We start from the raw sequence: 21,918 nt of genomic DNA, 5'->3' as shown, positions 1-21,918 counted from the left end.
ATCGCGCGATTCGCGGGCTAGCGCTCCGCGCGCCGCCGCGCCACCTCGTACAGCGCGACGCTCGCCGCGATGCCGGCGTTGAGCGACTCGGTGGCCGCCGAGATCGGGATCGACACGATCGCGTCGCAGGTCTCGGTGACCAGGCGCGACAGGCCCTGGCCCTCGCTGCCGACCACGATGACGAGCGGTCGGTCGGCCAGCTCGAGCCCGGGCAGCGCGATGTCGCCGCCGCCGTCGAGGCCGAGCACGAACACGCCCTCGGCCTTCATCGCCTTGAGCGTCTGGGTCAGGTTCGCGGCCATCGCCACGGGCGTGCGCGCGGCGGCGCCCGCCGAGGTCTTCCAGGCCGCGGCCGTCACGCCGACCGACCGGCGCTGCGGCACGATCACGCCGTGCCCGCCGAACGCGGCCGTCGACCGGATGATCGCCCCGAGGTTGCGCGGGTCGGTGATGCCGTCGAGCGCGACGAGCAGCGGCGTCTGCCCGCGGTCGACCGCGCGCGAGACCAGGTCGAGCGGGTGCGCGTACTGGTAGGCCGGCACGGTGATCGCGATGCCCTGGTTCACCGAGTTCTCGCCGGTGAGCCGATCGAGCTCGGGGCGCATCACCTCGAGCACGGGAATGCCCTTCTTGGTGGCGAGCGCCAGCGACTCCTTCACGCGGTCGTCCATCTCGACGCGGGCCGCGATGTAGAGCGTGGTCGCGGGCACCTTCGCGCGCAGCGCCTCGAGCACCGAGTTGCGGCCGCTGACCACCTCGACGTCGCCGTTCTTCTTCGGTGAGCGGGCTCGGCCCTGCTGACCGCCTCCCGCGGATGCTCCCCCGCGGCCCTTCGCCGCCGCGAGTCGCTCCTGCGCGGCCTTGCGCTTGCCCGCGGGGTGCCAGCTGCGGTCCTCCGCCTTCGGCGTCGGGCCGCGGCCCTCGAGCGCCTGGCGCCCCTGCCCTCCGGATCCGACGGTCGGGCCCTTCTTCTTCTTGCTCGCGCCGGGGCGCTTAGGGGTGGCCATCGATACTCCAGTCGGTCGTGGTGAGGGTGTCTTCGAGCTGGATGCCCGCGGCGGTCAGCTCGTCACGGATGCGGTCGGCGGCCGCGAAGTCGCGCTCGGCCCGGGCGGCCCGCCGCTCGGCGAGCTTGAGCTCGACGAGCGCGGCGAGCGCGCGGCCCGCGGCCGCGGCACCCCGCCCGCTCGGGGCGGCATCGTCGAGGCCGAGCACGTCGACCATCGCGTCGACCTGCTCGAGGGCGGTACGGGCGGCCTCATCGTCGCCGGAGTCCAGCGCACTGTTGCCGGCACGCACGGTCTCGTGCAGCGCGGCGAGCGCCTGGGGAACCGCGAGGTCGTCGTCGAGCGCGGCGGCGAAGGCTTCGGGAACGGCGGTGGCGGGGGTGCCGGGCGACGGCGGCGGAACATCCGCCGCCAGGCGCGCCCGCGCCCGCCCGCGGAAGGCGCGGATGCGGCCGAGGGCCTCGCGAGCCTCGTCGAGCGAGGTCGGCGTGTAGTCGATCGTCGAGCGGTAGTGGGCCGAGCCGAGCCAGTAGCGCACGACGGCCGGCTCGTGCGCGGCGAGCAGGTCGGCCGCGAACACCGAGTTGCCGAGCGACTTCGACATCTTCTGGCCCTCGACGGTGACCAGGCCGTTGTGCACCCAGTGGCGAGCGAAGGCGTGCCCGGCCGCGCTCGACTGCGCGAGCTCGTTCTCGTGGTGCGGGAACCGCAGGTCGAGCCCGCCGCCGTGGATGTCGAAGGCCTCGCCGAGGTAGCGCGCCGCCATCGCCGAGCACTCGATGTGCCAGCCGGGCCGCCCGCTGCCCCACGGCGACGCCCAGTGCGCGCTCGCGGGCTCGTCGGCCTTGGCGCCCTTCCAGAGGGCGAAGTCGCGGGGGTCGCGCTTGGCGCGGGCGGGAGCATCCCCCGCCTCGGCCATGTCGTCGGGGCTCTGCCGGGTGAGCGCCCCGTACGTCGGCCAGCTGCGCACGTCGAAGTAGACGTCGCCGCTGCCGTCGTCGGCGGCGTAGGCATGGCCGCGCTCGATGAGGGTCTCGATCAGCGCGTGCATCTGCGCGATGCTGGCGGTCGCGCGCGGCTCGTACGTGGGCGGCAGGATGCCCAGGGCCCGGTACCCGGCCGAGAACTCGAGCTCGACGCGGTAGGCCAGGGCGTACCACGCTTCGGCGTCGCTCGCGTTGGCGAGGATCTTGTCATCGATGTCGGTGACGTTGCGGATGAACGTGACCGTGTAGCCGCGGTGGATGAGCCAGCGCCGCCACAGGTCGTAGACGAGCGCGCTGCGCAGGTGCCCGATGTGCGGCGCCGACTGCACGGTCGGGCCGCAGACGTACATGCCGACGTGGCCCTCGACGCGCGGTTCGAGGTCGACGACGGCCTGCTGCAGGCTGTCGTAGAGGCGCACGGTCACCGCCCCAGCCTACCGGCGGGCTACGAGGAACCCTTGGCGGGAAGCGCGGAGGTCGGCGACCGCGCTCGGCGGCCGGAGCGCATCGCGCCGCAGAAGCGGCGGCGCGATCAGGATTGAACGCAGCGGCGGCGCGATCAGGAATGAAGCAGTGCCGTGGCGACGGCCGCCACACCCTCGGCGCGGCCGGTGAAGCCGAGGCCATCGGTCGTGGTCGCCGCGACGCTCACCGGTGCCCCGAGCAGACGGGTGAGCAGCGCCTCGACCTCGTGCCGCCGGGCCGCGAACCGGGGGCGCTTCGCGACCACCTGCACGGCGACGTTGACGACCTCGAAGCCCGCGTCGCGCACCAGCTCGAGGGTCGCGGTCAGGAACACCTCGCCGCGCGCATCCGCGAACCGCGGGTCGTCGACGCCGAAGCGCGAGCCGATGTCGCCGAGCCCCGCGGCCGAGAGCAGGGCGTCGCAGATGGCGTGGCTGATCGCGTCGCCGTCGCTGTGCCCGGCGAGCCCGGGCTCGTCGGGCCAGTACAGCCCGCCGAGCCAGAGCGGCCGCGCGTCGTCATAGGCATGCACATCGATGCCGATGCCCGTGCGCAGGGCCGGGCCGGCGCCGCGCACCAGCTGCTCGGCCCGGCGGAGGTCCCACGGAGTGGTCACCTTGAAGGCGCGATCGTCGCCCTCGACGGTGACGACGGGATGCCCAGCCGCGGCGAACACGCTGGCATCGTCGGTGTGCTCGACGCCGGGGACGATAGCCGCGACGGCCGCGCGGTACGCCGCGAGCGGGAAGCCCTGCGGCGTCTGCACCGCGGCCAGCTCGGAGCGGTCGACCTGGCCGAGCACGGCTCCCTCCGGCGTGCGGCGCGCGATCGTATCGACCACGGCGAGCGCCGGGATGACACCCGCCCGGTCGGCTCGCACACGCTGCACGACCCGGGTGAAGACCTCGGCGGGCGTGAGAGCGCGCGCCGCATCGTGGATCAGCACGACGTCGGCGGTGTCGGCCACCGCGGCGAGACCCGCCGACACGGAGGCCGCCCGGCTGTCGCCGCCGACCACCACCGTGAGGGCATCCGCAGCGATGCCGGCGACACGACGGCCGATGGCGACCGCCTCGGCGCGGTGGCTGGCGGGAGCGACGACGACGACCTGCGCCGGTTCGGGCTGGTCGAAGACACGCTCGAGAGCGTGCTCGAGCAACGGTCTGCCGGCCAGTGGCACGAACGCCTTCGGAACCCCGAGGCCGAGGCGCGTGCCGCTGCCCGCGGCCACGACGATGATCGCCAGGCGAGGCGCCTCGGCGGCCGCAGGAACGCTCACGCTCGAGCCGTCGACGGGAGTGCGACTAGGAGGCGAGGACCTCGTCGAGCACCGTCGAGGCCTTCTCCTCGTCGGTCTTCTCGGCGAGGGCGAGCTCACTGATCAGGATCTGACGGGCCTTGGCCAGCATCCGCTTCTCGCCGGCGCTCAGGCCGCGGTCCTGATCGCGGCGCCAGAGGTCGCGCACGACCTCGGAGACCTTGATGACGTCGCCCGACGCGAGCTTCTCGAGGTTCGCCTTGTAGCGGCGCGACCAGTTCGTGGGCTCCTCGGTGAACGGGGCCCGCAGCACCTCGAACACCTTGTCGAGGCCCTCCTGGCCGATCACGTCACGCACGCCGACGAGGTCGACGTTCTCGGCCGGGACCTCGATCGTCAGGTCGCCCTGCGTGACGTTGAGCTTGAGGTAGAGCTTCTCTTCGCCCTTGATGATTCGGTTCTTGACTTCGATGATCGTCGCCGCCCCGTGATGGGGGTACACGACCGTCTCGCCGACCTGGAAAAGCATGGATGGTGGTCCTTCCGCAGAACCCCCAGTCTACCACAGCGGTTTCTCAGCAATCGGGGCCGGAGGGCCTCCGGCAGCCCGCCGAGAGGCCGCTGAACGCTCGCTAGACTAGACTCGACCGGGCCCCCTGCGAGTCGCCTGCGACGCGTGCGCCAGGGCCCCCGACGGCCTGTTAGGAGACCACTCGTGAAATCTCGCGTCGCGGCGTCGATCGCCCTCGCGGCCGCCCTCCTCCTCGGCAGCACGGGCTGCACCTTCTCGGCGAACATCGCCACCCAGAAGGACTACGACCCGAGCGACGGGGTCGGCGCCGAAGTCGGCGACCTGGCGATCCGCAACGCGCTGCTCATCGGCGACGACCCCGACGAGCTCAACCTGGTCATGACCGTCGTCAGCACCGCTGACACCGACCGCCGCGTCACCGTGCAGTGGCAAGCGGGCGGCGAGCGCATCACCGAGGAGATCTTCGTCGGCGCGAACGGGCGCACCGCCTTCGGCGGTCCGGAGCAGGACCAGCTGCTGATCACCGGCACCGGCGCGACCATCGGTGGGCTCGTGCCCGTCTTCTTCGCCTACCCCGGCGCCGAAGGGGTCGAGGTTCTGGTGCCCGTGCTCGACGGGGCGCTGCCCGAGTACGAACTCTTCGTACCCTAAGGCGACCTGCGGAGGGCGACCCGCCCTGCTACGCCTCGAAGCGGTAGCCGAGCCCCCGCACCGTCACCAGCATGCGCGGGTTCGAGGGGTCGGGCTCGATCTTCGAGCGGATGCGCTTCACGTGCACGTCGAGAGTCTTGGTGTCGCCGAAGTAGTCGGCGCCCCACACCCGGTCGATCAGCTGGCCGCGGGTGAGCACGCGACCGGCGTTGCGCAGCAGCAGCTCAAGCAGCTCGAACTCCTTGAGCGGCATCGCCACGACCTCGCCGTCGACGGTCACCTGATGCTTCTCGACATCCATGCGCACGGTACCCGCGGCGAGCACGCCGTCATCGATGTCGCCCGCATCCGTCTGACGCCGCAGAACGGCCCGGATGCGCGCCAGCAGCTCGCGCGTCGAATACGGCTTCGTCACGTAGTCGTCGGCGCCCAGCTCGAGCCCCACGACGATATCGACCTCGCTGTCTTTCGCCGTGAGCATGATGATCGGCACGGTCGAGCGCTGCCGCAGCTCGCGGCACACTTCGGTGCCGGCCAGACCCGGCAGCATGAGGTCGAGCAGCACGAGGTCGATGCCGCCCCGGTCGAAGGCGGCGAGCGCCTCCAGCCCGTTGTCGGCGACCACGGTCTCGTAGCCCTCGCGGGTCAGCAGGTAGGCGAGGGGCTCGGCGAGCGCGGCCTCGTCCTCGACGAGCAGGATGCGGGTCATGAGCGGGCCTTCGTGAGGGTCGGTGCCGGCTCGAGAACGCGCGGCAGGCGTATGGTGAACGTCGAGCCGCGGCCCGGCTGGGACCAGACGCGCACATCGCCGCCGTGGTTCTGCACCACGTGCTTGACGATGCTCAGGCCGAGGCCCGTGCCGCCCGTCGTGCGCGACCGGGCCTGGTCGACGCGGAAGAAGCGCTCGAAGACGCGGTCGAGCTCGTCCTCGGGAATCCCGATGCCCTGATCGGTGACGGCGATCTCGATGACGTCATCGGTCGCCGTGACGCCGATGCCGACGCGCGACGGCGAGGGCGAGTACTGCACGGCGTTGTGCACGAGGTTGTGCACGGCCGTGATGAGCATGGCCTCGTCGCCCCAGACTCGCAGGCCCTTCTGCCCGCCGCCGACGAGGGCGACGCGGCGCGAGTCGGCGAGCACGCGGTTCTGGTCGATGGCGGCGGCCACGACCTGATCGAGCTCGACGACGTCGGGGTGCAGAAGCGCGTCCTTCGCCTGCAGGCGCGAGAGCTCGATGATCTCCTGGGTCAGGCTCGCCAGGCGCGCCGACTCCTTCGACAGCTGCTCGGCGAAGCGGCGCACCTGCACGGGGTCATCGGCGGCGTGACCGAGGGCCTCGCCGAGCAGGCCGATGGCGCCGATGGGGGTCTTCAGCTCGTGGCTGATGTTGGCGACGAAGTCGCGCCGCACGGCGTCGAGGCGGTACGACTCGGTGCGGTCTTCGACGAGCAGCAGCATGTACCGGCTGCCCAGGCGGGCGGCGCGCACCGAGAGATGCAGCGCGGCGTCGCCGAGCGGGCCCCGCGAGAGCTCGAGCTCCTCGGTGATCGGCTCACCGGCGCGGCGCGCCCGGTCGACGAGCTCGACGAGGCGGGCATGCACGAGCGTCCGGTTCCAGACCAGGCCGAGGGTGACGGCGCGGGGGGATGCGGAGACCACGTTGTTGCTGGGGTCGAGCACGACGCCCGCCGACTCGAGCACCTGGATCACCTGATCGACCCCGTCGGGAACGCTCGTCGACGCGACCTCGGCGGCCATCCGCCCCCGGCGCGCTGCCCCGATGACCGCGACGACCGCACCTCCCCCGACGACCGCGCCGAGCGCGAGAGCGAGGGGCACCAGCAGTGCCGAGTCCATGGCGACTAGATTAGTGACCGGTGATGAGCCCTCGGAGCGCCGAAAGGCCCCAGACGGGCGGCGTCGCCGAGAATTAACCTGCGGGCAAGAGGCCGTTCACCGCCGAACGGCACGGTGACAGGGAATGCGCCGACACCCGCCGACCATGAAGAGGACGTGACCTGAGATGCGCGAAGTGTTCCAGCAGGAGCTCCGGGAGGTGCGCGAGCGCCTCGTCGAGATCGCCGAGCTCGTCGCGGTCTCGATCGAGAACGCGACGACCGCGTTCAACGAGTCGAACGTCTCCCTCGCGGAGACGGTGATCGCCGACGACACGCGCATCGACGTCGCCGCGGCTGAGCTCGACGAGCTCGCGATCAACATCCTGGCTCGCCAGCAGCCGGTCGCCCGCGACCTGCGCGTCGTCGTCAGTGCTCTGCGCATCAGTGCCTCGCTCGAGCGCATGGGCGACATGGCCGAGCACATTGCCCAGCTGGCGCGCTACCGGTTCCCCGACAAGGTCGTGCCGAAGAGCCTGCGCGGAACCTTCAAGGAGATGGGCGCTCTCGACGTCGAGATCGCTCGCAAGCTCGTCGAGCTGCTGATGACCGAGGACGTGGCGATCGCCGAGCACATCCGCAATGAGGACGACAAGATCGACGCCCTGCACCTCAGCGTGTTCGACAAGGTGCTCGGCGAGACCTGGAAGGGCGAGGCCATCGACACGGTCGACGCCACGCTCGCGTCGCGCTACCACGAGCGCTTCGCCGACCACGCCGTCTCGATCTCGAAGAAGGTGCAGTACCTGGCGACGGGCGACTGGTCGCCCGTCGACTGACCCCTACTTCTTGCCCTGCGCGGCGACCGCCGCGGCCCCGGCGGCGGCGGCCTCCGGGTCGAGGTACTCGGCCGGCTTCACGGGCATGAAGTCGTCGCCCAGCTCGTAGACGAGCGGGATGCCGGTGGGGATGTTCAGCTCGGCGATCGCCTCGTCGCTGATTCCGTCGAGGTGCTTCACGAGGGCGCGGAGCGAGTTGCCGTGGGCGGTCACGAGAACCGTCCGGCCCGCGGCGAGGTCGCTCGTGATCTCGGCGTGCCAGTAGGGCAGCATCCGGTCGATGACCAGCTTGAGGCTCTCGGTGCGCGGCACGTCGCCGTCGATGCCGACGTAGCGCGGGTCGTGCACCTGGCTGTACTCGGCGTCGTCGGAGAGCGGCGGCGGCGGGGTGTCGAAGCTGCGGCGCCAGGTCATGAAGAGCTCCTCGCCGTGGGCGGCCAGCGTCTCGGCCTTGTTGAGGCCCTGCAGGGCGCCGTAGTGGCGCTCGTTGAGGCGCCAGCTGCGCTTCACCGGCAGCCAGTCGAGCTCGGCGACCTCGAGCGCGATGTTGGCGGTGTGGATCGCGCGCTTCAGCAGGCTCGTGTGCAGCACGCGGGGCTCGAGGCCGGACGCCGCAATGAGCTCGCCGGCGCGGCGCGCCTCGGCCCTGCCCTGCTCGGTGAGGCCGACGTCGACCCAGCCGGTGAAGATGTTCTTCTCATTCCAGACGGAGTGGCCGTGGCGCAGCAGGATCAGCGTGGAGGTCATGCCTCCAGCCTACCGAGGGCGCGGCGGTCGGCCGCGGGCACGAGAATGGTCGCATGGCGGAGGGACGGATCACGCGGGGCACGACGGGCGTCAACCGTCTCCGGCGCATGGATCGGTTCATCGCCGCGCATTCCGCGCTGCGGCGCGCATCCGACCCCCTCATCGTCGACCTCGGCTACGGGGCCGCGCACTGGACGGCGCTCGAGCTGCTCGAGCGCGCCCGACGGGTGCGGCCCGACGCCCGGGTGGTCGGCATCGAGATCGACCCGGAGCGGGTGGCCGCCGCCGCGCCGTTCGCGCGGGACGGGCTGACCTTCCGGCGGGGCGGATTCGAGGTGCCGCTCGACGGGGATGCCCGGGCGGCGGTCATCCGCGCCGCCAACGTGCTGCGGCAGTACGAGGAGGGCGAGGTCGCGGCGGCGTGGGCGCTGATGCGGTCGCGGCTCGCCTCCGGGGGGCTGCTGCTGGAGGGCACCTGCAGCGAGGTCGGCCGGGTCGCCAGCTGGGTGGCGCTCGACCCCGAGGGTCCGCGGTCGCTCACCGTGGCGCTGCACCTCGGCACGCTCGACGAGCTCGGCGGGCCGTCGGTCGTCGCGGAACGGCTGCCAAAGGCCTTGATCCACCGCAACGTGCCCGGAGAGGGCGTGCACGCCCTGCTGCGCGAGCTCGACGCGCAGTGGGCCCGCAACGCTCCCCTGTCGACCTTCTCGCCCCGCCAGCGCTTCGTCGCCGCGGCGCGGGGGCTGCGCGAGGCCGGGTGGCCCGTGCTCGGCGGCCCCGAGCGCTGGCGGCTCGGCGAGCTCACCGTCGCCTGGGAGGCGGTCGCCCCGCACCCTTGAGCCGCCCGCCTCACACAGCTCCTTACCGCCCGTTGCCCCCCGGTGTCACAAATCACGGACTATTGGGCCGACGCGATATGGTGCGCGCCGACGTGCGGGCTGCGACCGCTCGATATTCCGTGATTCGTGACAGCGGCAGCTCACTCAACCGGTCGCCTCGCGCCGCGCGTCACGGCAGGTGGTCGCCGCGCCCGATGGCCGCAAGCACTGCGGCCTCGACGGTGTCCCAGCGGTCGAAGACCTGGCGGTACGAGAACCGCAGCACGCGGTACCCGAGAATCGACAACTGCGCGTCTCGATCGCGGTCGTGGTCGAAGGACGATTCGCGGTCGTGGAACTCCCGCCCGTCAACTTCGATGACGAGCCGCTCCCCGATCAGGAAGTCGACCCGCCCCACAGACGGGATGCGCACCTGGCGGGTGACGGGCAGACTGTGGCGCCGCATCCGCAGCCAGAAGACCGTCTCGGTGCCTGACTCGCAGATGCCGATGACGCCGAGCGGGCGCAGCGCGACCGCGGCCGGGTGCTGAGGGGACAGCACTCCGCGATGCAATGCGCTATCGACGGCGACCGCTCGATGCTCGAGCGGGGCACACCGCGCGTAGTCGTCGATCGCGTCGGCGACCGACGAGACCATCGAGGTCGTCGCGGTGGATGCCCTCCGCCAGTGCACGACGACGTCAGGGTCGAGCGGCTCGAGTCGGCGACGCGGGTCGCTCGCCGACCGCAACTGTGTGGCGTGCCGGTTGACGGCGACGTGGATGCAGGGTGCGGCATGCACCCACACCCCGTGCAGGGCGAGCGCGGTGGAACACGTGAGCTGCCCGCCGACGCGGACGGCCTCGACGACAGGGTTCGGCGTGCCGGGGAGCACGTACCAGCCGTGTCGCACGCGCGTGAGCTGGCCCGCATGGCAGAGGGCGGCGATTCGTCGAGGCGAGAGCCCGCTCTGCCGCAGTCGAAAGGTCGGGATGAGTCCGCCGCGCTCGGCGGCCAGAGTGGTGAGGCGTCGCATCGCCGCAGTGTCGGCGGGCTGCGGGCGCCCCCGCCGCACGTCGTCGAAACCGGTGAGCGATGACGAGCCGCCTCCCATACGGGAGGAGCCGTGTGACGAATCACGGACTTTCGGTGCACGCTCGGGTATCTCACGCGCGAAAGTGCCCCTCCCCTTCCCAAGACTCCGTGATTTGTGGCACGGCGACTGTCGGGGTGCGGGCGCGCGAGCCGGGCTCCCCGCGCGGCTCAGAGCGGGGGCAGCAGGGCGCGTGCGTCGTCGGGCGGGGTGCCGAGGTGCACGAGCACGTCGAAGGTGAGCGGGCGCAGCAGCACGACGACAACCTGGTCGGCGACCCCGTCGACCGCGGTGGGCGCGCAGCGGGCGGCGAGCCCCGCCGCGACGGCACGGGCGGCGTAGCGGGCGGCCTCGTCATCGCTGCTGCGGGCGAGCAGCCGCAGCAGCTCCGCGGCCTGGGCGAGCAGCTCGGCGAGCAGCGGGCGGGGCACCCCGTCGCGGGCGACAACCTCGACCCGGCGCGCGAGCGCCCGCACGTGCCGCGTGACGAGGTCACTGACCTGCTGCAGGGCGGACTCCTCGGCCAGCCGGTGCCGCTGGCGCCGCAGCCAGGGCGACACAGCCGCGACGGCCCGCGCACTGTCGAGCCCGCGGCTCCAGTCGTCGAGCAGCGACTGGGTGCGGCGGCTGCGCGCGAGAGCGAGCTCGGCGGCGGCCGCGTCGCCGAGCCGCAGGGCGTCGTGCATACCCGTCGCGGCCTGATCGAGCAGCGAGTACAGGGCGGCGACCTCTCCACGCGGGCGCAGCAGGTCGAAACGCGGGATCAGCGCCGTGATGAGCAGCGCGACCGCTCCGCCGATGAGCCCGTCGAGGCTGCGGGCGAACACCCCGCCGTCGGGCGACGGCAGCACGGCGACGAGCATCGACTGCACGCCGGCGGCGATCGCGAACGGCGCGGAGGGCGAGAGCAGGCGGGCGATCACGAGGGTGACGGCGAGGATCACCGCGATCTGCCACGCGCCGCGGCCGATCCCCTGCACGAGGAGGGCGGCAATCGCGATGCCGATGTTCATGCCGACGACGGTCTCGGCGACCCGGCGCGGGGTGGTGTCGCGCGCGAGGCCGAGCGACACGATCGTCACGGTGACGGCGACGAGCGGCAGCTCGTGCCCGAGCAGCCCCCGCGCCAGTAGGTAGGCCAGCGTCGCCGCGACGACGATCTGGCCGATGGCGGGCAGCGAGCGCAGGGCGCGGTCGAGCGCGGTGCGGGCATCCAAGCGCAGACGGATGCGGCGCTCCAGCCGCCGCAGCTCCGCGCCGCCCTCGCTCATGCCGACCGCCGCCCGGCTCAGGTTGCGCGCGGCACCGCGCCGAGGCGCGGGATGCGCGGCACGTTCGCGGTGGCACCGGCGTCGGGAGGCACGATCACCTGCTGCGCGGCGGCGATCGGAGTGCCTTCCGCCTCGACGACGAGCGCCGCGGCCGGATCGAGGCCGCGCTTGACGAGGGCGAGCGCGATCGGCCCGAGCTCGTGGTGCCGCGCCGCGGCGGTGAGGGTGCCGACGACCGCGTCGCCGGCGCGCACCTCCGCGCCGGGCTCGGGCAGCAGAGCGTCGGAGCCGTCGAGGTGCAGCAGCACGAGGCGGCGCGGCGGGTGGCCGAGGTTGTGCACCTTGGCGACCGTCTCCTGGCCGCGGTAGCAGCCCTTCGTGAGGTGAACGGCCGAGCGCAGCCAGTCGACCTCGTGCGGGATCCCGCGCTCGTCGACCTCGGTCATGCGGGGCCGCCAGGCGGCGATGCGGAGCGCCTCGAGGGCGAGCGCGCCGGCGAGGGGGAGCGTGCCCGCGCGCGCGGCGTCGGCGACCTCCGCGAGTCGCGCGCGCTCGACGAGCAGCTCGACGGCGGGGAAGTCGGCGGCGGGGTGCTCGTCGGCGGCGGCGTACTGCCAGCCGCCGGCCTGCACGGCCGCCCAGGGGTCGCGCCACAGCAGCGGCACACCGTTCGGCGCGGCGGGGGCGACGAGCGGTGCGTCGGCGCCTCCATCAGCTCCGGCACCAGCTCCGGCATCGGCACCCGCGGGCAGCAGCTGCCCGAGCGTCGCCCACTCCCCCGACGCGTCGGCGACCTCCACGCGCATCATGAACCGCATGCGGTCGAGCCAGGCGGCGAGCGGCGCGGCCTGCGGGCCGTCGATCAGCAGCCACGCGGTGGTGCCATCGTCGATGACGCGGATGCTGTGCTCGAGCCGTCCGTTCGGGTCGAGCAGCAGCGTCTCGGCGCCGACGCTCGGCTCGAGCCCGGCGAGCGACTGCGAGGTGAGCGAGTCGAGCCAGGTGAGCCGGTCGAGGCCGGTCACGGTCACCACGCCGCGGTCGGAGAGGTCGACGATCGCGCGGCCGGCGGCGAGCATCCGCTGCTCGGCGACCGGGTCGCCGTAGTGCGCCGCCGTCGCGGTCGCGGCCGGCGCGGAGCCGGCGACGGCACCGGGAAGCCCGAGCAGCGGCGAGGGGCCGGACGACAGCTCAGCCATCGCGGGTCAGCGTTCCGGAGGCGTGGGTGCGGAGGTCGTTGCCGAGCGCGGCGATATCCCACGCCCAGAGGAGTTTGCCGTCGACGAGCCCGTAGAGGCGGGTGGCGGCCGAGTACTCCTTGGCGCTGGCCGAGCGCATGACGGCGTCGGTCTGCAGGTCGATGCGGGCGCCCGCGGTGCGGCCGAGGTAGAGCTCGCTGATGCCGCTCGGGTGGATCAGCGCGACCTCGACGTCGAAGCCGCCGTGCTCGGCCCGGAGGGTCTCGACCTGCTCAGCGGTCGCGAACGGCCGCGGCCCGTCGCCGGGCAGCATGCCCGGGCCGGGATCGCCCGCGGCAGAGGGGCGGTGCAGGCGCCAGTAGCCGGCTTCGGCGTTCAGCGGCGTGTTCTCGTCGTCGAGCAGCCAGGTGGTCGACGAGTAGTTCAGGTAGTTGAGGCCGTCGTGGCTGAAGCTCACGCGCTGCCCGAACTCGTGGGTGCGGGTGCGATCGCCGTCGCGGTAGTGGACGACCCCGGTGCCGTCCCAGACGCCGATCAGCCAGGCGAGCGGGGCGAGCTCGGCCGGCAGGTTCGTGTCGAGGGTGATCACGGGGCCGGCGCGATCAGCGCTGGCCGCGGTACAGGTTGACGAGCACGACCGCCGAGACGAGGCCGATGGCGATCGTCGCTAGGCCGAGGAGGCCGAGGAAGAAGAACTCCAGAGCGATGAGCATGTGCCCAGTCTACGCCGGGAGAGACTGCGAGAAGCCCCTAGAAGCCCGCGAGCAGCAGCGTGATGAGCGAGGCCGCGGCGAGCAGCACGAAGACCCCCGACACGGTGACGAGCATGCGGGTGACCAGGCCGTCCTTCGACTGCAGGCTCACCTGGATCACGAACGTCAGCAACGTGGCGCCGGCCGCGATGACCGGCAGGATGCCCCACCACTGATCGCGCGGCACCAGCAGCGCGACCGCGACGGCGGCACCCGCGACGACCACCCAGACGGGCAACGCGGTCGCGATCGTGCGGGACATGCCCCCATGCTAGGGCGCTTGTAGACTGTGCGGGACACCGGGAGGGCCCATGGCGCAGCTGTTGATCCTGACCTCGCAGGTGGACAGCGACGTTCTGCCGGCTTTGGGGCTGCTCAGCCACCGCGTGCGGCGGATCCCCGCCCAGCCCGCGGCGCTCGTCGGCGCGCCCCCGGCCGACATCATCCTGGTGGATGCCCGCGCCGACCTCGCGAGCGCCAAGTCGCTCTGCAAGATCCTGACGACCACGGGGGCGGGCTCGCCGATCATCGTGGTGCTCACCGAGGGCGGCCTGACCGCGGTGAACGCGGAGTGGGGCATCGACGACGTGCTGCTCGACTCGGCGGGGCCGGCCGAGGTGGATGCGCGCATCCGGCTCGCCATCGGGCGCCAGGATCGCGACCAGGGGTCGTCGATGATCCGCGCCTCCGGGGTGGTCATCGACGAGGCCAGCTACTCGGCCAAGGTCAACGGCCGGCCGCTCGACCTCACGTTTAAGGAGTTCGAGCTGCTGCGGTTCCTCGCGACGCACCCGAGCCGCGTCTTCACGCGCGAGCAGCTGCTGAGCGAGGTGTGGGGCTACGACTACTTCGGCGGCACCCGCACCGTCGACGTGCACGTGCGGCGCCTGCGCGCGAAGCTCGGAGACATGGAGTCGCTGATCGGCACGGTGCGCAACGTCGGCTACCGCTTCACGCTGCACGAGGATGACAGCGAACCGGCGACGGAGTCGGTCGACGCCTGACGGCGCGCGTCGTCACCCCGCAAGCCCGGCCGCCCGGCGCAGGTCTACCCGAACTTGCCCGAGACGTAGTCCTCGGTGTCCTTGACGCTCGGGTTCGAGAAGATCACCGAGGTGTCGTCGTACTCGATGAGCTTGCCCGGCTTGCCGGTGCCGGCGATGTTGAAGAACGCCGTCTTGTCGCTCACGCGGCTGGCCTGCTGCATGTTGTGGGTGACGATGACGATCGTGTAGTTCTGCTTGAGCTCTTCGATGAGGTCTTCGATGGCGAGCGTCGAGATCGGGTCGAGGGCCGAGCAGGGCTCGTCCATGAGGATCACCTCGGGCTCGACGGCGATCGCGCGAGCGATGCAGAGACGCTGCTGCTGGCCGCCCGAGATGCTCGAGCCGGGGCGCTCGAGGCGGTCCTTGACCTCGTTCCAGAGGTTGGCGCCGCGCAGCGACTTCTCGACGAGGTCGTCGGCGTCGGTCTTGCTGATACGACGGTTGTTGAGCTTCACACCGGCGAGCACGTTGTCGCGGATCGACATGGTCGGGAAGGGGTTGGGGCGCTGGAACACCATGCCGACCTGGCGGCGCACGAGCACCGGGTCGACGCCGGGGCCGTACAGGTCATCGCCGTCGACGAGCACCTGGCCCTCGACGTAGGCGCCCGGGATCACCTCATGCATGCGGTTGAGCGTGCGGATGAAGGTCGACTTGCCGCAGCCCGAGGGGCCGATGAAGGCGGTCACGCTGCGGGGCTCGATGACCATAGTGACGTCCTCGACGGCCTTGAACTTGCCGTAGTAGACGTTGAGGTCGTTGACTTCGATGCGCTTGGACACGAGTGCGGGTTCCTTCGATCGGTAGGGGGCTCAGCGGCCGAGCTTGGGGGCGAAGAAGCGGGCGATCAGGCGGGCGATCAGGTTGAGCAGCATCACGATCAGGATGAGCGTGAGCGCGCCCGCCCAGGCGCGGTCGAGGTAGGCCTGGGTGTCGACACCCTGGATGGAGTACGAGGTAAACACGAACACCGGCAGCGACTGCATGCGGTCGGCGAACAGGTTGTAGTTCATGCTCTGCGAGAACCCGGCGACGATGAGCAGCGGCGCTGTCTCGCCGATGACACGGGCGATCGAGAGCATGATGCCGGTCGCGATGCCCGCGGCCGAGGTGGGCAGCACGACGTTGAGGATCGTCAGCCACTTGGGCACGCCGAGCGCGTACGAGGCCTCGCGCAGCTCGTTCGGCACGACGCGGAGCATCTCCTCGCACGAGCGCACGACGACGGGGATCATCAGCACGGAGAGTGCGATGGCCCCGGCGAAGCCCATGCGGATGCCCGGGTCGAAGAACAGGGCGAACAGTGCGTAGGCGAACAGGCCGGCGACGATCGAGGGGATGCCCGTCATGACGTCGACGAAGAACGTGATCGCCCGGGCCAGGGGGCCGCGGCCGTACTCGACGAGGTAGATCGCGGTGAGCAGACCGATCGGGATCGAGATGATGGCCGCGGTGCCGGTCATGAGGAGCGTGCCGACGATCGCGTGGATCGCGCCGCCCCCCTCGCCGACGACGTTGCGCATCGAGCTGGTGAAGAACTGCACATCGAAGCGCGCAGAGCCGTTGACGACGACCGTGAACAGCAGCGACACGAGCGGGGTCATCGCGACGAGGAAGGCGCCGGTGACGAGCGCCGTCACGAAGCGGTCAGTGGCCTGGCGCGAGCCCTCGACCTGGCGGCTGATGACGACCACCATCACCAGGTAGAACAGCGCGCCGAGGGCCACCGTGCCGACGAGCGAGAACGCGGAGTCGGTGGAGGCGGAGATCAGCGAGACGATGCCGGCCGCGGCCGTCAGCGATAGCCCGAGGATCACCCACGGCGTGCGCGGGTGCAGGCGCCCCTGGGTGAGGCTGTTGGTGATGCCGGCCGGAGCCTGGGTCGCGGTCATCTCAGTTCGCTCCCGAGAAGTCTTTGCGGCGGTTGACGATGTAGCGCGCGATCGAGTTGACGGCGAGCGTGATGAGGAAGAGCACGAGGCCGGTGAAGATCAGCAGGTTCACGTTGACCCCGTACGACTCGGGGAAGCTCAGGGCGATGTTCGCGGCGATCGTGTTCGGGTTGGCCGACTGCAGCAGGGCGAAGGTGATGATCGCCTGCGGCGACAGCACCATGGCGACCGCCATCGTCTCGCCGAGCGCCCGGCCGAGGCCGAGCATGGCGCCCGAGATGATGCCCGGGCGGCCGAACGGCAGCACCGCCATCGTGATCATCTCCCAGCGCGTTGCCCCCAGGGCGAGCGCCGCCTCCTCGTGCAGCACCGGGGTCTGGAGGAAGATCTCGCGGCAGATGGCGGTCATCACCGGCAGGATCATCACCCCGAGCACGATCGCGGCGGTGAGGATCGTGCGGCCCGTGCCCGACACCGGGCCGGCGAAGAAGGGGATCCAGCCCAGGTTCTCGGTGAGCCACTGGTAGGCCGGCAGCACGGCCGGGGCGAGCACGCCGATGCCCCAGAGCCCGTAGACGACCGAGGGCACCGCGGCGAGCAGGTCGATGATGTAGCCGAGCAGCTGAGCCAGGCGCCGCGGGGCGTAGTGCGAGATGAAGAGCGCGATGCCGATCGCGAGAGGGAGCGCCATGACGAGGGCGAGCGTCGCCGACCACAGCGTGCCGAAGACGAGGGGCCAGACGTAGTCCCACAGACTCGCCGGCTTGCCGATGAAGTCGCCGGGATCGGCGACGACGGCGGGGAGGCTCTGGGCGACGAGGAAGATCGCGACGAGAGCGAGGATGAGGAGGATCGCAGAGCCCGAGATCAGGGCCGCTCGCGAGAAGACGATGTCGCCGAGGCGCTGCTTCGCGCGGAGGGGCGTTCTCTGCTGTGCCGCTTCGGTGGGCTCTGTCGCTTCGGTGGCAGACATCGAGGCGGGATCCTTCCGGGGGGTCTGAAGCAGAGGAGCGTCTGGGTGCTGCGGGTTCAGTCTGACGGGCGTGGGGTGCGGAGGCAACCGCATCCGCACCCCACGCCGTCGATGGTGCTAGTGCTTCCGGTTACTCGGCGGCGCCGATGACCTCGATCGCGGCGGTCACGCGCTCGAAGAGCGCGGCCGAGATCGGGGCCGAGCCCGCGCCGGCCTGAGCGTCGGCCTGGCCCTCGGGGCTGGCCATGTAGGTGAAGTAGGCCTTCACCAGCTCGGCCTTGGCCGGGTCGGTGTAGGTCTCGCAGGCCACCAGGTACGCGACGAGCACGACGGGGTACACGCCCGACTCGGTGGTGTCGCGGGCCAGCTCGATGCTCAGGTCGTAGTCGGCGCGACCCTCGACGAACGGCGAGGCGTCGACGACGGCCGCGGCGGCCTCCGGCGAGAAGGGCACGAACTCGTCGCCCACGCCCACCGAGACGGTGCCGAGGTCACCGGCGCGCGAGGCGTCGGCGTAGCCGATGGTGCCGGTGCCGTTGGTGACGGCGTCGACAACACCCGAGGTGCCCTGAGCAGCCTCACCCGAGTCGAGCGGCCACACGCCGTCGGCCTCGTAGGTCCACACCGAGGGAGCGGCCTGGGCGAGGTAGTCGGTGAAGTTCTCGGTGGTGCCCGAGTCGTCCGAGCGGTGAACCGGCGTGATGGCCAGGTCGGGCAGCTCGACACCCTCGTTGAGGGCGGCGATGGCCGGGTCGTTCCAGTTGGTGATCTGCTCGGCGAAGATGCCCGCGATCACGTCGGCGGTCATGTTGAGCGAGTCGATGCCCTCGAGCTGGAAGATGACGGCGATCGGCGAGATGTAGAGCGGAAGCTGCACGATGCCCGAGTCGGGGGCGCAGCCCACGAACTCGACGCCGCCGTTGAGCTCCTCGTCGTTGAACGCCCGGTCGGTGCCAGCGAAGTCCGAGCCGCCGCCCGCGAAGGTCTCGCGACCCGCGCCCGAGCCGGTGGGGTCGTAGCTGACGGTGACGTCGGGGTTCGCGGTCTGGAAGGCCGCGATCCAGCTCTCCTGCGCCGCGCCGACGGCCGACGAGCCGGCACCGACCAGGGTGCCGCTGAGGCTCGCGCCGGTCTCCTCGGGCGCCTCGCCCTCGTTCGCCGCGCAGGCGCTCAGAACAAGAGCACCGACGACGGCCATGGCAGCAACGCTGCCCGCACGCTTGATGTTCACTGTGGTCCCTTTCTAGGGATAGGTGTCAGGAATGCTTGCGCGGCTCGGAACGCCGTGCGGTGTCACGCTAAGCACGGCTGGTGACCAGGCTCCGCCGACGAGGTGAACGGAAGGTTAACGACGGACGAAGCCGGTCACGCCTCGACGGCGGGAGCGTGGGTCTCGATCGCGACCAGGCGCGGATGCTCGCTCTCGCGCGCGAAGTGCATGACCGTGAACTCCCCGGTGGAGAGGGCCGCACCGCGTCGAACGGCGGGCGTCACGCCGATGCCGGCGAGTTCGGCGGCCGCGGCGATGATCTGCGGGATGACCGGGCCGTGGCTGCAGAGCACGGCCGTACGACGGCGCCCGAGCCGTTTGGCGACCTGCCGCTGCACGCGCGCGCCGTCAGCGGAGTAGGCGTCTTGACTGATGCCGGTCGAGTGCTTCACCGGCAGCGCGGTGGCTGCCGCGGTCGGCGCGATCGTCGCCAGGCAGCGCGCCGCCGTGCTCGAGACGAGCACCTCAGGGCCGAAGGCGGCGATGCCGCCGGCGACCGACTGCGACTGCTCGAGGCCGTGGTGCAGCAGGGGGCGCGAGTGGTCGGGGCCATCCCACCGCTCGTGCGGCATGGCCTTGCCGTGCCGCAGCACGATGAGCGCGAAGGTGCGGGCGAGCCCCGCATCGAGCTGGGCGGCGAAGCGCTCGACGATCTCGGCGTCGTGCGCGTAGCTGAGGCGCTTGGCCGCCTTCGCGAGCGGCACCCACTCGAGCGCGCGGATCTCGCCATTGGCCTCGTAGCTGTGCCGCTCGGCCTGGCCGGGATCGACCTCGGCCGACCAGTAGTGCACGACCTTCGGCTTGCCGTTCGGCAGCACGTACTCGACCGTGCCCAGCGGCGCGCCGAGCACGACGTCGAAGCCGGTCTCCTCCGCGATCTCGCGCACGGCGGTGTGCGGAAGGGTCTCGCCCGGGTCGACCTTGCCCTTGGGCAGCGAGACGTCCTTGTGCTGCGTGCGGTGCACGAGCAGCACCCGCGCCTTGCCGTCGACCATCTTCCAGACGAGGGCTCCGGCGGCGAGCACCGGGTCGGCCTGGGCCGGCCGGGTGGCGACGGGGGCGGATGCGGAGCTCATGCGCGCGTCGCGCCTCGTCGCCGTGATGTCACCTGGTTCATGACCACATTCTGCAGGTCGGCGAGCGGCCGACCGTGCTCATCACGGTGGTGGCGCTGCCACGAGCCGTCGCTCTGGAGGTGCCACGAGGCCGTCGTGCCGGCCATCGTGGTCGTGAAGAGCTCGTCGATGTAGGCCAGGTGGGCGGGGTCGGTGAGCCGGATGAGCGCCTCGACCCGCCGGTCGAGGTTGCGGTGCATCATGTCGGCGCTGCCGATGTAGACCTGCGGGTCGCCGTTGTTGTGGAACGCGAAGATGCGCGAGTGCTCGAGGTAGCGGCCGAGCACGCTGCGCACGCGGATGGTCTCGCTGAGGGCATCCCGCCCCGGAACGAGGGCGCAGATGCCGCGCACGACGATGTCGACCGGCACACCGGCCTGGCTGGCCCGGTAGAGGGCGTCGATGATCGCCTCGTCGACGAGCGAGTTCACCTTGATGCGGATGCCCGAGGGCAGCCCGGCGCGCGCGTTCTCGGTCTCGGTGCGGATGTGCTTGAGCAACCCGCGGCGCAGGTAGCGCGGCGCCACGAGCAGGCGCTTGAACTTCTTCTCGATCGCGTATCCCGAGAGCTCGTTGAACAGGCGGGTGAGGTCTTTGCCGACCTGGTCGTCGGCGGTGAACAGCCCCAGGTCTTCGTAGATGCGGCTCGTCTTCGGGTTGTAGTTGCCCGTGCCGATGTGGGCGTAGTGCCGAAGCTCGCCGTTCTTCTCCTGCCGCACGACCAGGGCCAGCTTGCAGTGCGTCTTCAGCCCGACCAGGCCGTAGACGACGTGCACGCCCGCCTTCTCGAGCTTGCGCGCCCACTCGATGTTGTTCTGCTCGTCGAAGCGGGCCTTGATCTCGACGAGGGCGAGCACGGCCTTGCCGGCCTCGGCGGCGTCGATGAGCGCCTCGATGATCGGGCTGTCGCCGCTCGTGCGGTACAGGGTCTGCTTGATGGCGAGCACGTTGGGGTCGCGGGCCGCCTGCTCGAGGAAGGCCTGCACGCTCGTCGCGAACGACTCGTAGGGGTGGTGCACGAGGATGTCGCCGCGCGCGATCGACGCGAACACATCGGGTGCGGCGTTCGGCTCGGCCGGCTGCAGCTGCAGCGGCGTGACGGGAACATGCTTCGGGTACTTCAGGTGCGGACGGTCGAGCTTGGCGACCTCGAAGAGGCCGCCGAGGTCGAGGGGCGCCGGGAGGCGGTACACCTCGTTCTCGGTGATGCCGAGCTCGCGCACCAGCAGGCCGAGGGTCACGTCATCCATGTCATCGGTGATTTCGAGGCGGATCGGCGGGCCGAAGCGGCGCCGCAGGAGCTCGCGCTCGAGGGCCTGGATGAGGTTCTCGGTCTCGTCCTCCTCGATCTCGACGTCCTCGTTGCGGGTGACCCGGAACTCGTGGTGCTCGAGGATTTCCATGCCCGGGAAGAGCTCGTCGAGGTGGTTCGAGATGAGGTCTTCGAGGGTGAGGAACCGAACACGGCCCGAGCCGTCGTCGGGCAGCTGCACGAAGCGCGGCAGTACCTGCGGCACCTTCAGGCGGGCGAACTCGACGCGGTCGGTCTTCGGGTTGCGCACCCGCACCGACAGGTTGAGCGAGAGCCCCGAGATGTAGGGGAACGGGTGCGCCGGGTCGACGGCGAGCGGCATGAGCACGGGGAAGATCTGGGCGGAGAAGATCTCGTCGACGCGCGCGCGGTCGGCCTCGTTGAGGTCGGCCCAGGTCTCGATGTGGATGCCCGCGTCGTCGAGGGCCGGCTTCACCAGCTCGTGGAAGGCGCGCGCGTGCCGCAGCTGCAGCTCGAGCGCGAGCGCGTTGATGTCGGCGAGCACGTCGGCCGGCGCCCGGCCGGTGTTGGTCGGCACCGCGAGCCCGGTGACGATCCGACGCTTGAGCCCCGCCACGCGCACCATGAAGAACTCGTCGAGGTTGCTGGCGAAGATGGCGAGGAAGTTCGCGCGCTCGAGCAGGGGCACCGCGTCGTCCTCGGCCAGCTCGAGCACGCGCTGGTTGAACCGCAGCCAGCTCAGCTCGCGGTCGAGATAGCGGTCGATCGGGAGCGTGCCGTCGTCGACGCTCGTCGACTCGTCGTAGTCGTCGAGGAAGTCGCCGCCCACGCCGCCGTCGACCTGGTAACCCGCCTCGGTCAGCCCGTCCTCCTGCATGGCGCCCATTGTGGCA

General features: G+C 71.3%; 22 protein-coding genes. 4 read left to right on the top strand and 18 right to left on the bottom strand.

The features are described from left to right. Window positions 1-17: 17 nt before the first annotated feature. The 4 genes from rlmB to BJ959_RS09680 all read right to left on the bottom strand — a co-directional run bounded on the left by rlmB (window position 18) and on the right by BJ959_RS09680 (window position 4,245). Entirely contained in the window at window positions 18-1,007 is a 990-nt protein-coding gene (rlmB, locus tag BJ959_RS09695; RefSeq protein ID WP_183321967.1) for a 23S rRNA (guanosine(2251)-2'-O)-methyltransferase RlmB, read from the bottom strand. Continuing rightward, on the bottom strand, window positions 994-2,418 hold the full coding sequence (gene cysS / locus BJ959_RS09690; RefSeq protein ID WP_183321965.1) for a cysteine--tRNA ligase: 1,425 nt from the start codon (window positions 2,416-2,418) through the stop codon (window positions 994-996). Before cysS ends, rlmB begins: the two co-directional genes overlap by 14 nt. 134 nt (window positions 2,419-2,552) lie before the next feature. Next, window positions 2,553-3,737: a 2-C-methyl-D-erythritol 4-phosphate cytidylyltransferase gene (gene ispD, locus BJ959_RS09685; protein ID WP_153982158.1), complete on the bottom strand. Its 1,185-nt coding sequence runs from the start codon at window positions 3,735-3,737 to the stop codon at window positions 2,553-2,555. Window positions 3,738-3,762: 25 nt separating this feature from the next. Beyond that, window positions 3,763-4,245 (bottom strand): CarD family transcriptional regulator, encoded by a 483-nt coding sequence (locus tag BJ959_RS09680; protein ID WP_047565183.1) that lies wholly within the window; start codon window positions 4,243-4,245, stop codon window positions 3,763-3,765. A 186-nt stretch (window positions 4,246-4,431) separates the two neighbouring features. Here BJ959_RS09680 and BJ959_RS09675 point away from each other — a divergent pair, with 186 nt between their 5' ends. Further along, entirely contained in the window at window positions 4,432-4,899 is a 468-nt protein-coding gene (locus BJ959_RS09675) for a hypothetical protein (RefSeq protein WP_153982159.1), read from the top strand. A gap of 28 nt (window positions 4,900-4,927) precedes the next feature. Here the strand turns inward: BJ959_RS09675 and BJ959_RS09670 are convergent, their stop codons facing one another. Continuing rightward, window positions 4,928-5,608 (bottom strand): response regulator transcription factor, encoded by a 681-nt coding sequence (locus BJ959_RS09670; protein ID WP_153982160.1) that lies wholly within the window; start codon window positions 5,606-5,608, stop codon window positions 4,928-4,930. Beyond that, the gene (locus tag BJ959_RS09665; protein ID WP_153982161.1) at window positions 5,605-6,759 is read right to left on the bottom strand and encodes a sensor histidine kinase; all 1,155 of its coding nucleotides are present in this window, start codon (window positions 6,757-6,759) and stop codon (window positions 5,605-5,607) included. Before BJ959_RS09665 ends, BJ959_RS09670 begins: the two co-directional genes overlap by 4 nt. A gap of 166 nt (window positions 6,760-6,925) precedes the next feature. On the opposite strand from BJ959_RS09665, the gene phoU reads away from it, so the two are divergent. Further along, on the top strand, window positions 6,926-7,576 hold the full coding sequence (gene phoU, locus BJ959_RS09660) for a phosphate signaling complex protein PhoU (RefSeq protein WP_153982162.1): 651 nt from the start codon (window positions 6,926-6,928) through the stop codon (window positions 7,574-7,576). Between the two features lie 3 nt (window positions 7,577-7,579). Here phoU and BJ959_RS09655 read toward each other — a convergent pair whose 3' ends face one another. Then, on the bottom strand, window positions 7,580-8,323 hold the full coding sequence (locus BJ959_RS09655) for a phosphoglyceromutase (protein WP_153982163.1): 744 nt from the start codon (window positions 8,321-8,323) through the stop codon (window positions 7,580-7,582). A 53-nt stretch (window positions 8,324-8,376) separates the two neighbouring features. Here BJ959_RS09655 and BJ959_RS09650 point away from each other — a divergent pair, with 53 nt between their 5' ends. After that, the gene (locus tag BJ959_RS09650) at window positions 8,377-9,162 is read left to right on the top strand and encodes a class I SAM-dependent methyltransferase (RefSeq protein ID WP_153982164.1); all 786 of its coding nucleotides are present in this window, start codon (window positions 8,377-8,379) and stop codon (window positions 9,160-9,162) included. A 169-nt stretch (window positions 9,163-9,331) separates the two neighbouring features. On the opposite strand, the gene BJ959_RS09645 is transcribed toward BJ959_RS09650, so the two are convergent. The 5 genes from BJ959_RS09645 to BJ959_RS09625 form a co-directional block, all read right to left on the bottom strand. Beyond that, the gene (locus BJ959_RS09645; RefSeq protein ID WP_165879004.1) at window positions 9,332-10,177 is read right to left on the bottom strand and encodes a type IV toxin-antitoxin system AbiEi family antitoxin domain-containing protein; all 846 of its coding nucleotides are present in this window, start codon (window positions 10,175-10,177) and stop codon (window positions 9,332-9,334) included. Between the two features lie 227 nt (window positions 10,178-10,404). Beyond that, entirely contained in the window at window positions 10,405-11,505 is a 1,101-nt protein-coding gene (locus BJ959_RS09640; protein WP_153982166.1) for an FUSC family protein, read from the bottom strand. Between the two features lie 17 nt (window positions 11,506-11,522). Then, window positions 11,523-12,704 (bottom strand): CAF17-like 4Fe-4S cluster assembly/insertion protein YgfZ, encoded by a 1,182-nt coding sequence (ygfZ, locus tag BJ959_RS09635; RefSeq protein ID WP_153982167.1) that lies wholly within the window; start codon window positions 12,702-12,704, stop codon window positions 11,523-11,525. Further along, the gene (locus tag BJ959_RS09630) at window positions 12,697-13,293 is read right to left on the bottom strand and encodes a heme-binding beta-barrel domain-containing protein (protein WP_153982168.1); all 597 of its coding nucleotides are present in this window, start codon (window positions 13,291-13,293) and stop codon (window positions 12,697-12,699) included. The genes ygfZ and BJ959_RS09630 overlap by 8 nt, the downstream gene beginning before the upstream one ends. 161 nt (window positions 13,294-13,454) lie before the next feature. Then, on the bottom strand, window positions 13,455-13,718 hold the full coding sequence (locus BJ959_RS09625; RefSeq protein ID WP_153982169.1) for a hypothetical protein: 264 nt from the start codon (window positions 13,716-13,718) through the stop codon (window positions 13,455-13,457). A 49-nt stretch (window positions 13,719-13,767) separates the two neighbouring features. On the opposite strand from BJ959_RS09625, the gene BJ959_RS09620 reads away from it, so the two are divergent. After that, window positions 13,768-14,460 carry a winged helix-turn-helix transcriptional regulator gene (locus BJ959_RS09620; protein WP_153982170.1) on the top strand — a complete coding sequence of 231 codons (693 nt, stop codon included), beginning with the start codon at window positions 13,768-13,770 and terminating at the stop codon, window positions 14,458-14,460. A 44-nt stretch (window positions 14,461-14,504) separates the two neighbouring features. Here BJ959_RS09620 and pstB read toward each other — a convergent pair whose 3' ends face one another. The 6 genes from pstB to BJ959_RS09590 form a co-directional block, all read right to left on the bottom strand. Next, window positions 14,505-15,284, bottom strand: a complete 780-nt coding sequence (gene pstB, locus BJ959_RS09615) for a phosphate ABC transporter ATP-binding protein PstB (RefSeq protein ID WP_153982171.1) — start codon at window positions 15,282-15,284, stop codon at window positions 14,505-14,507. A 30-nt stretch (window positions 15,285-15,314) separates the two neighbouring features. Beyond that, a complete protein-coding gene (gene pstA, locus BJ959_RS09610; RefSeq protein WP_153982172.1) occupies window positions 15,315-16,394 on the bottom strand; it encodes a phosphate ABC transporter permease PstA in 1,080 nt (359 codons plus the stop codon). A gap of 1 nt (window position 16,395) precedes the next feature. Beyond that, window positions 16,396-17,367, bottom strand: coding sequence for a phosphate ABC transporter permease subunit PstC (gene pstC, locus BJ959_RS09605; protein ID WP_153982173.1), 972 nt, complete (start codon window positions 17,365-17,367; stop codon window positions 16,396-16,398). A 130-nt stretch (window positions 17,368-17,497) separates the two neighbouring features. Beyond that, window positions 17,498-18,598, bottom strand: a complete 1,101-nt coding sequence (locus BJ959_RS09600) for a phosphate ABC transporter substrate-binding protein PstS (RefSeq protein WP_424960746.1) — start codon at window positions 18,596-18,598, stop codon at window positions 17,498-17,500. A gap of 134 nt (window positions 18,599-18,732) precedes the next feature. After that, window positions 18,733-19,713, bottom strand: coding sequence for an NUDIX hydrolase (locus BJ959_RS09595; protein WP_153982174.1), 981 nt, complete (start codon window positions 19,711-19,713; stop codon window positions 18,733-18,735). After that, a complete protein-coding gene (locus tag BJ959_RS09590) occupies window positions 19,710-21,902 on the bottom strand; it encodes an RNA degradosome polyphosphate kinase (RefSeq protein ID WP_153982175.1) in 2,193 nt (730 codons plus the stop codon). Before BJ959_RS09590 ends, BJ959_RS09595 begins: the two co-directional genes overlap by 4 nt. Window positions 21,903-21,918: the final 16 nt, after the last annotated feature.

The organism is Microcella frigidaquae (assembly GCF_014200395.1).
Lineage (GTDB): Bacteria > Actinomycetota > Actinomycetes > Actinomycetales > Microbacteriaceae > Microcella > Microcella frigidaquae.
Note: the sequence above shows the minus strand (reverse complement) of the source record. Positions and strands in the feature narration are given on the sequence as shown.